This window comes from Zoogloea sp. (genome assembly GCF_030157465.1).
Lineage (GTDB): Bacteria > Pseudomonadota > Gammaproteobacteria > Burkholderiales > Rhodocyclaceae > Zoogloea.
In genome coordinates, this window is sequence record NZ_JAOAUU010000082.1 from 3,154 (window position 1) to 16,388 (window position 13,235).

The 13,235-nt window shown below is 64.5% G+C and carries 12 protein-coding genes, 1 tRNA gene and 1 pseudogene (1 of these 14 running past the window's edge); 12 read left to right on the plus strand and 2 right to left on the minus strand.

Annotation, left to right across the window (positions count from 1 at the left end):
• The 6 genes from Q1W26_RS10950 to Q1W26_RS10975 all read left to right on the plus strand — a co-directional run.
• Positions 1–25: transfer RNA gene (locus Q1W26_RS10950), tRNA-Pro, on the plus strand (it extends 152 nt beyond the left edge of the window).
• Positions 26–382: 357 nt separating this feature from the next.
• Positions 383–598, plus strand: a complete 216-nt coding sequence (locus Q1W26_RS10955; RefSeq protein WP_300439758.1) for a molybdopterin-binding protein — start codon at positions 383–385, stop codon at positions 596–598.
• A gap of 24 nt (positions 599–622) precedes the next feature.
• Positions 623–1,411: an aliphatic sulfonate ABC transporter permease SsuC gene (ssuC, locus tag Q1W26_RS10960; RefSeq protein WP_300439761.1), complete on the plus strand. Its 789-nt coding sequence runs from the start codon at positions 623–625 to the stop codon at positions 1,409–1,411.
• A gap of 11 nt (positions 1,412–1,422) precedes the next feature.
• Positions 1,423–2,406: an ATP-binding cassette domain-containing protein gene (locus Q1W26_RS10965; RefSeq protein WP_300439764.1), complete on the plus strand. Its 984-nt coding sequence runs from the start codon at positions 1,423–1,425 to the stop codon at positions 2,404–2,406.
• A gap of 281 nt (positions 2,407–2,687) precedes the next feature.
• Positions 2,688–3,560, plus strand: a complete 873-nt coding sequence (locus tag Q1W26_RS10970) for a TauD/TfdA family dioxygenase (RefSeq protein ID WP_300439767.1) — start codon at positions 2,688–2,690, stop codon at positions 3,558–3,560.
• Between the two features lie 34 nt (positions 3,561–3,594).
• Complete coding sequence (locus tag Q1W26_RS10975) at positions 3,595–4,608, plus strand: sulfonate ABC transporter substrate-binding protein (protein WP_300439770.1); 1,014 nt, start codon at positions 3,595–3,597, stop codon at positions 4,606–4,608.
• Positions 4,609–4,713: 105 nt separating this feature from the next.
• On the opposite strand, the gene Q1W26_RS10980 is transcribed toward Q1W26_RS10975, so the two are convergent.
• Together Q1W26_RS10980 and Q1W26_RS10985 are read right to left on the minus strand one after the other, a co-directional pair.
• A complete protein-coding gene (locus Q1W26_RS10980; protein WP_300439773.1) occupies positions 4,714–5,775 on the minus strand; it encodes a sigma-54 dependent transcriptional regulator in 1,062 nt (353 codons plus the stop codon).
• Positions 5,776–5,783: 8 nt separating this feature from the next.
• Entirely contained in the window at positions 5,784–6,989 is a 1,206-nt protein-coding gene (locus Q1W26_RS10985; RefSeq protein ID WP_300439776.1) for an acyl-CoA dehydrogenase family protein, read from the minus strand.
• A gap of 358 nt (positions 6,990–7,347) precedes the next feature.
• Between Q1W26_RS10985 and ssuD the strand changes: the two genes are divergently transcribed.
• From ssuD to Q1W26_RS11015, 6 genes and pseudogenes are all read left to right on the plus strand, one after another.
• On the plus strand, positions 7,348–8,493 hold the full coding sequence (ssuD, locus tag Q1W26_RS10990) for an FMNH2-dependent alkanesulfonate monooxygenase (protein WP_366143666.1): 1,146 nt from the start codon (positions 7,348–7,350) through the stop codon (positions 8,491–8,493).
• Between the two features lie 17 nt (positions 8,494–8,510).
• Positions 8,511–9,719 carry an acyl-CoA dehydrogenase family protein gene (locus Q1W26_RS10995; RefSeq protein ID WP_300439779.1) on the plus strand — a complete coding sequence of 403 codons (1,209 nt, stop codon included), beginning with the start codon at positions 8,511–8,513 and terminating at the stop codon, positions 9,717–9,719.
• A 332-nt stretch (positions 9,720–10,051) separates the two neighbouring features.
• A complete protein-coding gene (msuE, locus tag Q1W26_RS11000; protein ID WP_300439782.1) occupies positions 10,052–10,624 on the plus strand; it encodes an FMN reductase in 573 nt (190 codons plus the stop codon).
• A gap of 33 nt (positions 10,625–10,657) precedes the next feature.
• Complete coding sequence (sfnG, locus tag Q1W26_RS11005; RefSeq protein WP_300439784.1) at positions 10,658–11,770, plus strand: dimethylsulfone monooxygenase SfnG; 1,113 nt, start codon at positions 10,658–10,660, stop codon at positions 11,768–11,770.
• A 90-nt stretch (positions 11,771–11,860) separates the two neighbouring features.
• The gene (locus Q1W26_RS11010; protein ID WP_300439787.1) at positions 11,861–12,832 is read left to right on the plus strand and encodes an aliphatic sulfonate ABC transporter substrate-binding protein; all 972 of its coding nucleotides are present in this window, start codon (positions 11,861–11,863) and stop codon (positions 12,830–12,832) included.
• Positions 12,833–12,842: 10 nt separating this feature from the next.
• Positions 12,843–13,235 (plus strand): annotated as a pseudogene (locus Q1W26_RS11015) (ABC transporter permease); the annotation flags it as partial.

The following is a 13,235-nucleotide window of genomic DNA, read 5'->3' on the forward strand; positions in this document are numbered from 1 at the left end:
GGTTCGAATCCTCTTTCCCCGACCACTCATTCCGTAAAAAAGCCACTTTTCGAAGTGGCTTTTTTACGTCCACACAGCACGGAGGCAGGCTCGTGAATGAGCCGGGCCCGGGTGCTCTGCAATTGTTACGCCCGGCTGTCGGTGCCTAAAAATGATCCATCCACCTCGTGGAGATCGGCACCCAGGGGCGATCGGCGTTGTCGCATTGCCGACCTCATGGCGTCTCGCGGGGCGGGGCGCGATCTTGTAAAGCCATTGTCGCCTCTCGACAGGTCTCCGCTCCCGATGAAAGTATCGCGTGATAAGCAAATCTCTATTTATTGGTTTGTGCGCTGAGCCCCGCGGATCAGAATCCAGCTCTCATTTTCCCGTGGAGCGCATCGTGTCCATTCAATCGATCAATACCCGCAATCAATTTCGAGGACGCATCAAGGAGATCATCGAAGGCCCGGTGGTTTCCGAAGTCGACGTGGAAACGCCCCACGGAATTGTCACGTCGGTGATCACGACCCGCTCGGTCAAGGATCTGCAATTGAAGGTCGGAACGGAAGTCGTGGCGCTTGTTAAGTCGACCGAAGTGTCGATCGCCAAACTGTAATTGCATCCGGCAGGAAAAAGAATCATGTCCTCCGTGAGCCGCGTATTCAAGAAAGGCCTGGCTGGACTGCTGCCGTGGCTGCTGCCTATTTTCATTCTGTTGCTCTGGGAGCTGTCGGCCCGTTTCGGCTGGTTGTCGAGCCGCATCCTGCCTGAACCCCTGGCCGTCCTCAGGGCTGCCTGGAGCCTGGCCCTGAGTGGTGAATTGTGGACCCACGTGCAGGTCAGCGCCGCCCGTGCGTTTATCGGATTTGCGATCGGCGGCGGGCTGGGGCTCGTTCTGGGATTGTTGACCGGCACTTTTCGCTCAGCCGAAATTGCCCTCGACACCACGTTGCAGATGATCCGCAACATTCCGCCGCTGGCGCTTATTCCGTTGGTCATCCTGTGGTTCGGCATTGATGAAACCGCCAAGCTCTTTTTAATTTCCTTCGGCGTTTTCTTTGCTCTTTATATCAATACTTTCCACGGTATTCGTTTGGTCGATCCGGCCTTGATCGAAATGGGCCGCAGCTACGGACTGTCGGGTTGGGCGCTGTACCGGGAAATCATTCTGCCCGGTGCGCTCGCGTCGATTCTCGTCGGGGTGCGGTATGCCCTCGGGTTCATGTGGGTCATCCTGATCGTCGCCGAGACCATCTCGGCCCAGGCCGGTATCGGCTACATGACGATGAACGCACGGGAGTTCCTGCAAACCGATGTCGTGCTCGTCGGCATCCTGCTCTACGCCTTGCTCGGCAAGCTGGCCGACTCCGCGGCCCGCCTGCTGGAGCGTCGCTGGCTGAAGTGGAATACCGCTTACGCGGCAACCTGAAGAGGGAAAAAATGCATATCGATCAGATCGAACTTGCGCGTGTGGATGCGGCCCACTCACAGGCGAGCGGCCTGGATGTGGAGATCCGCGGCCTCGTCAAACGGTTTGGCGAGCGTCAGGTGCTCCACGGGCTCGACCTCGATATCGAGGCGGGCCAGTTCGTGGCCATCGTCGGCCGCAGTGGTTGCGGCAAGAGCACGCTGCTGCGTCAGCTGGCCGGGCTCGACACGCTGTCGGCGGGCTCGATCCATTTCAATGGCAAGGACCGCGAGGCGCTGGACGACAGCGTGCGCATGATGTTCCAGGATTCGCGTCTCTTGCCCTGGCGAACTGTCATCCAGAACGTCGCTCTCGGTCTTGCCGGGCGCAGCCAGGACGTGCGCAGCCGGGCCGAAGAGGCGCTGGCCCAGGTCGGTCTGGCCGACCGCGCCAATGAATGGCCGAGCCGTCTTTCCGGTGGTCAGCGCCAGCGGGTGGCCCTGGCGCGGGCGTTGATCCACCGCCCGCGCCTACTGCTGCTCGATGAACCGTTGGGTGCGCTGGACGCGCTGACACGTATCGAAATGCAGCGGCTGATCGAGCGCATCTGGCGCCAGCATGGCTTTACCGCCGTGCTCGTGACCCACGACGTGTCCGAAGCCGTCGCCCTGGCCGATCGCATTCTGCTGGTCGAGGAAGGGCGCATCACCCTCGACGAGACCGTCGCGCTGCCGCGTCCGCGGGAGCACGGCGAGGCGCCTTTCGCGGCCCTGGAAAGCCGCGTGCTCAAGCGCCTGATGACCGTTGAGGCACTCAATCAGCGCAATCAGCTACGCGGCCGGGTCAGCGAGATTCTTCTTGGCCCGGTGCTGTCGGAGATCCGCGTCGACACGCCGGCCGGCAAGGTCAGCGCCGCCATCTCGACCCGCTCGCTGCGGGAGCATTCGCTGGAGGTGGGGGCCGAGGTATTGGCAGCGTTCAAATCCACGGAAGTGATGCTGGCGACCGTGGAGTAAAACGCCAGGGCTTCGGCGATCGTGAGACGATCTTTACCGGGTATTCAACCGTCGGCGATTTTTAAAAGCCCCGTCAAGCGATTGGCGGGGCTTTTTTATTTGGGGCTGTTTTTTCGCGCAGGGTGATCTGCCTGCCGCGTTATTCTTTCTTCAAAGCTTATTCAAATTCGGAAAATAAGCTAAGCAGGGAAAAATGGTTCATCCCGGGTTTGTCGCTAATTATAGTTTGTCCATCCGGATTCAATTCGACCCGACTTCCAATTAGCGACAGGAGTTTCAGCATGTCCAAGCTTGAAAACGCCATTCCCGGCTACCAGCATCTCGTCATCGAGCCCTACACCCCCAATATCGGCGCGGTGGTGCACGATATCGACCTCGCCGAAATCGACGCCGAATCCGTTCGCGCCGAATTGCGCAGGGCGCTGGTCGAATTCCAGGTGCTGTTCTTCCGCAATCAGAATCTGACGCCGGAGCAGCACATTGCCTTTGCCAAGGTGTTTGGCGATCCGGACAAGGCCAAGGCATTTTTCCCGCGCCACGAGATCCACAATGTCATCGAAGTGCTGGAAGCCAAGCCGGGCGGCAATCGTTTTGGCACCGACCAGTGGCACACCGATATCACCTTCGTGGCCAATCCGCCCACTGGCACCGTGCTGTATTCCCGTATTGCACCGCCCAGCGGTGGCGACACGGCCTGGGCCAGCGGCACGGCGGTGTATGAATCGCTGCCGCCCGCGCTGCGGGTTTATCTCGAGGAACTCGAAGCCATCCACAGTTTCGAGCACAGCGGCTGGCCTCCGTATTTCGAGCGTCTGCCGGATGGCGAAGCCGTATATCGCCAGGCCCGCGCCGATCATCCGCCGGTGGTGCACCCGGTGATCCGCACCCATCCGGTGACGGGCAAGAAGATCGTCTATGTGAGCCCCAACTTCACCGACCGCATCAAGGGCCTGCCCCGCCAGGAAAGCGACGCGCTGCTGGCCTTTCTTTTTGCCCGTTTTCAGCGACCGGAATTCCAGGCCCGCCTGCGCTGGGAAGAGAACACCGTTGCCGTGTGGGACAACCGCGCCACCGTTCATTACGCGGTAACCGATTACGGCGACCAGCACCGTCTGCTGCACCGGGTCACCTTTGGCGAAGACAAAGCCTTCTGAATCCGTCCCATCGATTTCAATCAGGAAAATACCCATGTCCAAGATTCATTCCATCACCGCCCGCCTGCGCCAGGGCGTCCGGCACATCCTGAAGGGCGCGGCCGTGGCCGGCCTGGCAAGCCTCGCTGCCGGCATCGTGGCAACGCCGGCCCTGGCCCAGACGGCCGCCCCGGAAGCCCCCAAGGAATTGCGCATCGGCTACCAGAAATACGGCACGCTGGTCATCCTCAAGGCCCGCGGCACGCTCGATAAGCGGCTGGCTGAAAAGGGGGTTAACGTCAAATGGACCGAATTCCCGTTCGGGCCGCCGCTGCTCGAGGCGATCAACGTCGGCAGCCTGGATGTCGGCACCGTTGGCGAGGCACCGCCTATCTTCGCCCAGGCTGCCGGGGCTGATCTTGTCTATGTGGGTAACGAGCCGCCGGCGCCGACGGCCGAAGCGCTGGTCGTGCCCAAGGATTCGCAGATCAAGAGCGTGGCCGAACTGAAAGGCCGGAAGATCGCCGTCGCCAAGGGCTCGAATGCCAATTACCTGCTGATCAAGCTGATCGAAAAGGCCGGCCTCAAGTTCAGCGACGTGTCGGTGGTTTATCTGGCCCCGGCCGACGCCCGCGCCGCCTTCGAGAGCGGCCGCGTCGATGCCTGGTCGATCTGGGATCCGTTCCTGGCCGCCGCGGAAAAGCAGTTGGGCGCGCGTGTTCTGGCCGACGGGCGGGGCGCTGTGGCCAACCACCAGTTCTACCTGGCCGCCCGCAGCTTTGCCGAAAAGCATCCGGAAATCATCCATATCCTGCTCGATGAAATTGCGAAGGTCGATCAGTGGGGCAAGCAGAACCCCAAGGAAGTGGCCAAGTTCATCGCGCCGCTGATCGGCATCGAGCTTCCGATTGCCGAACTGGCCGCCCAGCGTCTGACTTACGGGGTGAAGCCGGTGACCGATGAAGTGCTGGCCCAGCAGCAGAAGGTTGCCGACGCCTTTGCCGAACTCAAGCTCGTGCCCAAGCCGGTTCGCGTGGCCGATGCGGCCTGGAAAAACGTCCGGAAGTAATTCCGACAGCCTTTCGCAGCTAATGATTCGGGCCCGCGATGTGCGGGCCCGATGCGTTTCGCTACCGCCAACAACCGATTGCAGCAGTTTCGGGCTGACGCGCCGCTATTTCAGTGCCGAGATCGCGCCCATCCGGATCAGCCTGGCCCGTATCACGTTGCGGCTGATGCCCAGCAGGCGGGCGGCCTGCACCTGATTGCCGTCGCAAAAATCGAAGGCGGCCCGCATCACGGTGTTTTCGATGTATTCGAAGAGATGGGCCTGGCTCCCTTCGAACAGGGGTTGCAGCGCGGCGTGCAGACCCTCCGCGCCGGTGCTTGCTGCCGACGGGACGGCCCGCGGGGCCGAGGGCTCGGGCAGGCGCAGGTCTTCCACCCGGATGATCTTGTCGCGGCACACCAGCAGCGCGTGGTGGATGACGTTTTCGAGTTCGCGGACGTTGCCGGGCCAGCTATGGCGCAGCAGCGTGTGTTCGACCGCGGCTTCCATGGCGATTTCGCCGTAGCTGAGACGGCGGCGGTATTCATCCAAAAAGTGGCGGGTGAGGGGCAGGATGTCGCCGCGGCGCTCGCGCAGCGCCGGCAGTTCGAGCATGGCGACACACAGGCGGTAGTACAGGTCTTCGCGAAACTTCCCGGCCGCCACCGCGTCTTCGAGGCGCACGTTGGTGGCGGCAATCACCCTCACGTCGATGGGGATCGGCTGGCGGGCGCCGAGCCGGGTCACTTCCCGCTCCTGCAGCACCCGCAGCAGCTTGACCTGCAAGCCCGGAGGAAGCTCCCCGATTTCGTCGAGAAACAGGGTGCCGCCGTTGGCCGCCTCGAACCAGCCCGCCTTGGCCGAAAAGGCGCCGGTGAAGGCGCCCTTTTCATGGCCGAAGAGTTCGGCTTCCACCAGCGTCGGTGAAAACGCGCCGCAATTGACCGCCACGAAAGCGCCCTTGATGCGGCGGCTTTCCGCGTGGAGCCGGCGTGCCGCGACTTCCTTGCCGGTTCCCGTTTCGCCCAGGACGAGCACGCTCGCCTCGCTGGGCGCGATCTGGCGGATGTGCTCCAGCACGGCGACGGAGCGCGGGTCCTGGAAGAGCTCGGCGGTGGCCTGGATTCCGGGGTTTGAGGGCGCCGGGTCGGGCGGGGTGTTTTGCATGGAGTCGGGGGAGGGCGGCATCGTGTGGCTCAGGAATAGAAGGTCGGCACGGGCGCGCTGCCCGTGAGGGCCCATTCGCCCAGTTCGCGTACCTTGTAATCGACCGGGTCGTGAAGGCTCTGGGTACGCAGGTTGCGCCAGTAACGGTCGAGGGCCAGGCCGGCGTGGGTGGCGCGTGCGCCGGCAACTTCGAACATGCGCGTGCAGATGTCGAGCCCGACCCGGGTGGCGGCAACCCGGGCCGCGGCGATGGCGATAGCCACGTCACCGCGCTCCGCGGCCGTCAGGGTGTCGCCCTTGGCCCAGGCCGCATCGAGCTTGTCGGCGGCGCGGGCGGCCAGGGCACGCACGCCCTCCAGGCCAATCCAGAATTCACCGTAGCGTTCGAGGATGTAGGGATCCTGGTCGCTGCGCGCAACGCCGGACCGGTGCCAGGGGCGGGCTTCGCGCTGGGTGTAATGACGCGCCTCGGCAAAGGCGCCCTCGGCGATGCCCAAGTAAACGTGGGTCAGGCTCAACTGGGCAATCAGCGGGCGCAGGCAGGACAAGGGGGTCGAGAGGGGGCCGGGATCGTCAAGGATTTCGTGCTGTTCCACGCGCAGCTTCTCGAAGGCCACGCTGCCGCTGTCGGTCTGGCGCTGGCCGATGTTGTCCCAGTCCGATATCACCCGGATGCCCTTGCGCGCGCTGGGCACGGCCGCCACAAGGATGCCCGGGCGGCCCGGCTGAACGGCCGAGACGATGAGCATCTCCGAATCCGGGGCACCCGAGCAGAAGCTCTTCATGCCGGTGAATTCATGCCAGCTGCCGTGGGATGTGCACACCGTGCGCTCGTCCAGCGGGTTGAGGGCGTTGCCCCAGAACCATTGCCCGCGGGCGGTCTTTTCGAACCAGGGCTCCCACTGGGCCGGGCGGGAAAACAGCCGGACGGTGGCGAGCATCAGGTGCTGGAAGGCAAAGACGTGGGCGATGGAACTGTCGGCCGCGGCAAACACCCGCACGATGTCCAGCGTTTCGCGCCAGTTGGCGCCCAGCCCGCCGTAGGCCGCGGGAATCATCAGCCCGAGCAGGCCGCTGCGACGCAGGGCATCCCGTTCTGCCTTCGGCGTGCCGCCGCGAAGGTCGCGTTCGGCCGCGGTGGCCGCGAAGCGGGCAGCCAGTTGGGTGGCGATTTCCAGCGGTGTGGATAGTGCGGTGCCGGTGGTGGCGGGGATGGGGGAATCGATGGTGATCAAGGGAGGGCTCCGGGGAGAGTCCGCGCGTGGGGGCGCAGACAGGATCGGCCTTGCCCAGCAGACTTCGTGCCAGCTTGCCGACGCTGTAACAAGGCGCCGGACGCGGCACCTGCCCGGCGGGATCTGCTGGCTGAGCAGCAGTGCTGTTGGCCTGTGTGCTGCTCAATCAGCAGAAAGTCAGCCCCGGCCAGCGGGTGCTGCTGTAGCGGCAATGCCCGTCTCGCGACCCGTGGCCGGCCACGCAGGCGGGCTGTGAGGGCTGGCGCCACTCCGGCCTTGTGGCGCGGAGAAGCTGGCACGGAGGCTGCTAAAGGAAGGCTTGATTCGGCAATCCGCCCCACGCTACTGGAGTATCGCGATGCACATTTTCTGGTTCCTGCCCACCCACGGCGACAGCCGTTACCTGGGCACCAGCCATGGCGGTCGCGCCGTGACGCACAACTACCTCAAGCAGATCGCCCAGGCGGCCGACGAACTCGGCTTCGAAGGCGTGCTGATTCCCACCGGCCGCTCCTGCGAAGATTCCTGGGTCGTGGCCTCGTCGCTGGTGCCGCTGACCGAAAGGCTCAAGTTTCTCGTCGCCATTCGCCCCGGCATCATTTCGCCGACGGTGAGCGCACGCATGACCGCGACCCTGGACCGCATTTCCAACGGCCGCCTGCTGATCAACGTGGTCACCGGCGGCGATCCGGACGAGCAGCGCGGCGATGGCATCTACCTGAGCCACGCCGAACGCTACGAGGCGGCCGACGAATTCCTGCAGATCTGGCGCAGCGTATTGCAGGGCGAGTCGGTCAATTTCGACGGCAAGCACCTGCAGGTGGACGAGGCCAGGGCCCTCTACCCGCCGGTGCAAAAACCCTATCCGCCGCTGTTCTTCGGCGGATCGTCGCCCGAGGCCCACGAACTGGCGGCCGAACAGGTGGATGTCTATCTGACCTGGGGCGAGCCCCTCGAAGCCGTCGCCGAGAAGATCGACGACATGCGCGCCAGGGCCGCGGTGCATGGGCGCACCCTCAAGTTCGGCATCCGCCTGCATGTCATCGTGCGCGAAACCGACGCCGAAGCCTGGCGAGCGGCCGACGAGCTGATTTCCCATCTCGACGACGAAACCATCGCGGCGGCCCAGCAATCCTTTGCCCGTTATGACTCCGAACGCCAGCGCCGCATGGCCGCGCTGCACGGCGGGCGGCGTGACCAGCTTGAAGTGGCGCCCAACCTGTGGGCCGGCGTCGGCCTGGTGCGCAGCGGTTGCGGCACGGCCCTGGTGGGCGATCCGCAAACGGTGGCTGCGCGCATCAAGGAATACGCGGCGCTGGGCAACGATTACTTCATTTTCTCCGGCTATCCGCACCTGGAAGAGTCCTATCGCGTTGCCGAACTGCTGTTTCCGCATCTGCCCCTGGCCCGCTCTGCCGACGGCTTTGCCGCCAGGCTGGAAGGCCCGGTGGGCGAAGTCATCGCCAACGACATCGTGCCGTCGAAGCCGGCCGTGCCGGTTTGAAACCCAAGGAATACGCCATGAGCCTGACCATCAACGAAACCGCCGAACAGCCGTCCGCCGCTGCGGCAACCCCAACAGCCATTGCGGCGGCGCTGGCCGAGCGCTTTGCCCACACCGCGGCCGCCCGCGACCTGGCCGGCGGCACGCCGAAAGCAGAACGCGACCTGCTGCGTGCCAGCGGCCTCTTGAGCCTCTCAATTCCGAAGGAATACGGCGGGCTGGGTGCCAGCTGGGCGGAAACCCTGGCCGTCGTGCGCCAGCTCACAAGGGTTGATAGCTCGGTGGGGCATGTCTTTGCCTTTCATCACCTGCAACTGGCCAGCGTGCGCCTGTTCGGCCAGCCGGCCCAGTGGGAGCCCTGGCTGAGCGAAACGGCCAGGCACAACTGGTTCTGGGGCAACGCCCTCAATCCCCTCGACAAACGCACGCTGGCCCGGCGGGTCAATGGCGGGCGCGAGTTCTCGGGTAACAAGAGCTTTTGTTCCGGTGCCCTCGATTCGGACATGCTGCTGGTGTCGGCGCTCGAAGAGAGCGCCGAAGGCAAGCTGATCATCGCCGCAGTGCCAACCAAACGTGCCGGCATCCGCTTGTTCGAAGACTGGGACAACATGGGCCAGCGCCAGACCGACAGCGGCAGTGCGGTTTTCGAGCGGGTCGCGGTGGCCGAGGACGAGATTCTGGCCGATCCCGGCCCCTTGTCCTCGCCGCGGGCCTGCCTGCGCCCGCTGCTGGCGCAGCTGGTGTTCGTCAATGTCTACCTGGGCATTGCGGAGGGTGCGTTTGCCGAGGCGCGCAACTACACGCATACGCAGGCCCGGCTGTGGCCGGCCTCGCCGGCCGCCGAGGTGACCGAGGATCTGTACGTGCTGCGCCATTACGGCGAGTTCTGGGTGGCGCTGGAAGGCGCACGCAAGCTCGCCGACCATGCCGTGGGCCTGTTCGACGCCGCTTGGAACGAGGGCGCCAGCCTCACCGAAGCCGCTCGCGGCGATGTGGCCGTTGCCGTGGCCACCGCCAAGATGGCCGCCACCCGCGCCGGCCTGGATCTGACCAGCCGCATGTTCGAAGTCACCGGCGCCCGCTCCACCACCGCCGCGCTGCGCCTCGACCGCTACTGGCGCAACCTGCGCGTGCACACCCTGCACGATCCGGCGGATTACAAGCTGCGCGAACTCGGCAACTGGGCCCTCAACGGCCACCACCCGGCACCATCCTTCTATTCCTGAGCTTCTGCATGGCTTTGCTGCCTGAGCAGCAGCCGCGCTGTCTTTCCCCTAAAACGGCCGCCCGTATTCAAACGGGCGGCCGTTTTCATTGTGCGTCCGGGCGGAGCGCACTCCGGTCGACTGCTGCTCAGGAAGCACATGCCGATGCCGCGACAGCCTCTTGTTGCTGAATGGGCAGCACATCCCGCGCAGGCCTGCTTGCAGAGCAACACCTCAGATTCTGAAATTTTTTCAAGCTATTGTTTTTGAATGAATTTTTAATTGGCACGCTTGCTGCGTAGTGCTATGCAGGGTGCCGGGTCCGGCACATTGCAAACAGCAGAGGTGAATCCATGAGCAAGAAAGTGAAAGTCGTCGCCGTATCCGGCGGTCTGCAACGTCCCTCCCGCACCTTGACCCTGGTCGAGGCCCTGATCGACGCGCTGGGCGAACGTGCCTCGATCGAAACGCGCCTGATCGAACTCGGCGAAGTCGGCCCCAAGCTGGCCGGCGTGCTCTACCCCAACCAGCTGCCTGCCGAAGTGCGCGACGACATCGCCGCCATTGAGTCGGCCGATTTCCTGATCGTGGCCAGCCCGGTTTATCGCGCCTCCTTCACCGGTTTGTTCAAGCACCTGTTCGACTTCGTCGACCACAACGCCCTCAACGACGTGCCGGTGCTCCTCGCTGCCACCGGTGGCAGCGACCGCCACGCGCTGGTCATCGACCACCAGCTGCGTCCGCTGTTCAGCTTCTTCCAGTCGCACACCCTGCCGATCGGCGTGTATGGCGCCGAGGCCGACTTCCAGAACTACCGGGTGAGCAGCCCGGCCCTGCAGGCCCGCATCGACCTGGCCGCCGAGCGGGCCGCGCCCTTCCTGCTGCCCCGCGCCGTGGCTGTCCGCCCCGAGCTGGTTGCCGCCTGATCAACCGAACATTTCATCCGAGGAGTGACCCCCATGAGTCAGCAGAACATCAAATTCGCCTACTGGGTGCCCAACGTCAGCGGCGGCCTGGTCGTCAGCAAGATTGAGCAGCGCACCAGCTGGGACATCGACTACAACCGTAAGCTCGCCCAGATCGCCGAGAAGGCCGGCTTCGAATACGCCCTGTCGCAGATCCGCTTCACGGCCGGTTACGGCGCCGAATACCAGCATGAATCGGTGGCGATCAGCCATGCGCTGCTGGCCGCCACCGAGAAGCTGCGGGTGATCGCCGCCGTGCTGCCGGGCCCCTGGCATCCGGCGGTGCTGGCCAAGCAGATCGCCACCATCGACCAGCTCACCGGCGGCCGCGTGGCGGTCAATGTGGTGTCCGGCTGGTTTCGCGGAGAGTTTCACGCCATCGGCGAGCCCTGGCTCGACCACGACGAACGCTATCGCCGCTCGCAGGAGTTCATCGAGGTGCTCAAAGGCATCTGGACCCAGGACAATTTCACCTACCAGGGCGATTTCTACCGCTTCCACGACTACACCCTCAAACCCAAGCCGCTGCAGCAGCCGCATCCGGAAATCTTCCAGGGCGGCAGCTCCCGCGCGGCCCGCGACATGGCCGCCCGCGTGTCCGACTGGTATTTCACCAACGGCAACACCGTCGAAGGCATCAAGGCCCAGGTGGATGACATCCGTGCCAAGGCGGCCGCCAACGGTCATGCGGTGAAGGTCGGCGTCAATGCCTTCATCATCGCCCGCGATACCGAGGAAGAAGCCCGCGCGGTGCTGCAGGAAATCATCGACAAGGCCGATCCCGAAGCGGTCAATGCCTTCGGCGACGCGGTCAAGCAGGCCGGCAAGGCCAGCCCGGAAGGCGAGGGCAACTGGGCCAAATCCACCTTCCAGGATCTCGTGCAGTACAACGACGGCTTCAAGACCAACCTCATCGGCACGCCGCGGCAGATCGCCGAACGCATCGTTGCGCTGAAGGCGGTGGGCGTGGATCTGGTGCTTTCCGGCTTCCTGCACTTCCAGGAAGAAGTCGCCTACTTCGGCGAAAACGTGCTGCCGCTGGTGCGCGAACTCGAAGCCCGCTCCGCCGCCGCGCCGCAGCGCGAACTGGCCGACGCCGCCGCCTGACGGTCAGGCTTGCCGGCTTTGTGCCGCATTCGATCAACACCGCAATACGGGACGCCGTCCCCCACGAATTCAGAGAGAAAGGGAATCATCATGCCAGGCCTCTTCAAACGCGCCGTCGCCACGCTGGGCGGTCTTCTTGCCGCGGTGGGCATCGCCCACGCCGCCGACAATCCGAAGGAAATCCGCCTCGATTACGCCTACTACTCGCCGCCCAGCCTGGTGCTCAAGCGCTTCGGCTGGCTGGAGGAGGAATTCAAGGCCGATGGCGTGCCGATCAAGTGGGTGCTGAGCCAGGGCAGCAACCGGGCGCTGGAGTTTCTCAACAGCGGCAGCGTGGATTTCGGCTCCACGGCCGGGCTGGCGGCGGTGCTGTCGAAGGCCAACGGCAACCCGATCAAGAGCGTGTATGTGTTTTCGCGCCCCGAATGGACGGCGCTGCTGGTGGCCAAGGATTCGCCGATCAAGTCGCTGAAGGATCTGAAGGGCAAGAAGATCGCCGCGACGAAGGGCACCGACCCCTTCCTGTTCCTGCTGCGCAGCCTGCACCAGGAGGGGCTGTCGAAGTCCGACGTGGAGATTCTCGCGCTCCAGCACGCCGATGGCCGCGCCGCGCTGGAGCAGGGCCGGGTGGACGCCTGGGCGGGCCTCGATCCGCTGATGGCCGGCAGTGAAATCCAGGCCGGCTCGCGCATCCTGCATCGCAATGTCGCGTTCAACACCTACGGTTTTCTGAACACCACCGAGGATTTCGCCAAACGGCACCCGGAACAGGTCCGGCGCGTCATCGCCGCCTATGAAAAGGCCCGCAAGTGGATCATCGCCAACCCGGCGGAAACGGCCAGGCTGGTGTCCGAGGAGGCCAAGCTGCCGCTGGAAGTGGCCAGGCTGCAGCTCAAGCGCAACGACTTCAGCAACCCAGTGCCGGGCGCCGAACACGTAAGCGCACTCAAGGCCGCGGCGCCGATTCTGGTCGAGGAAGATCTCGTCAGGAAGGGCACCAACGTAGGCGCGGTGATCGACGCGCTGGTCGAGCCGGCCTTTGCCAAGTCCGTCGTGAAGTGAGGCGAAGCCCGTGAGCACGCTTTCTATTGCCGCCGGCCCCGCGCGGGGCTGGGTTCTGCCCCTGGCGCTGCTGGCGCTCTGGGAGGCAGTGGTGCAGGCCGGCTGGGTCGGCGCCCATCTGTTGCCGCCGCCCTCGGAGCTGGTTCGTACGCTGCACGACCTGGCTACTGACGGCGCGCTGCTTGGCCACATCGGTATCAGCAGCCTGCGGGTGCTGGCGGGCTTTGCCATCGGGGCGAGCCTGGCTTTGCTGGTGGGGGCCGCCGTCGGCCTGTCGCGGCAGGCCGAGGCCTACCTCGACCCGACCTTTCAGGCGCTGCGGGCCATCCCGTCCCTCGCCTGGGTGCCGCTGCTGCTGTGGCTCGGCATCGACGAGGCGCCGAAGATCACGCTGATCGCCATC

Coding starts and splice junctions, on each gene's coding strand:
- ssuC (WP_300439761.1), top strand. CDS start 623: ATGTCCTCCGTGAGCCGCGTATTCAAGAAAGGCCTGGCTGGACTGCTG.
- Q1W26_RS10965 (WP_300439764.1), top strand. CDS start 1,423: ATGCATATCGATCAGATCGAACTTGCGCGTGTGGATGCGGCCCACTCA.
- Q1W26_RS10970 (WP_300439767.1), top strand. CDS start 2,688: ATGTCCAAGCTTGAAAACGCCATTCCCGGCTACCAGCATCTCGTCATC.
- Q1W26_RS10975 (WP_300439770.1), top strand. CDS start 3,595: ATGTCCAAGATTCATTCCATCACCGCCCGCCTGCGCCAGGGCGTCCGG.
- Q1W26_RS10980 (WP_300439773.1), bottom strand. CDS start 5,775: ATGCCGCCCTCCCCCGACTCCATGCAAAACACCCCGCCCGACCCGGCG.
- ssuD (WP_366143666.1), top strand. CDS start 7,348: ATGCACATTTTCTGGTTCCTGCCCACCCACGGCGACAGCCGTTACCTG.
- Q1W26_RS10995 (WP_300439779.1), top strand. CDS start 8,511: ATGAGCCTGACCATCAACGAAACCGCCGAACAGCCGTCCGCCGCTGCG.
- msuE (WP_300439782.1), top strand. CDS start 10,052: ATGAGCAAGAAAGTGAAAGTCGTCGCCGTATCCGGCGGTCTGCAACGT.
- sfnG (WP_300439784.1), top strand. CDS start 10,658: ATGAGTCAGCAGAACATCAAATTCGCCTACTGGGTGCCCAACGTCAGC.
- Q1W26_RS11010 (WP_300439787.1), top strand. CDS start 11,861: ATGCCAGGCCTCTTCAAACGCGCCGTCGCCACGCTGGGCGGTCTTCTT.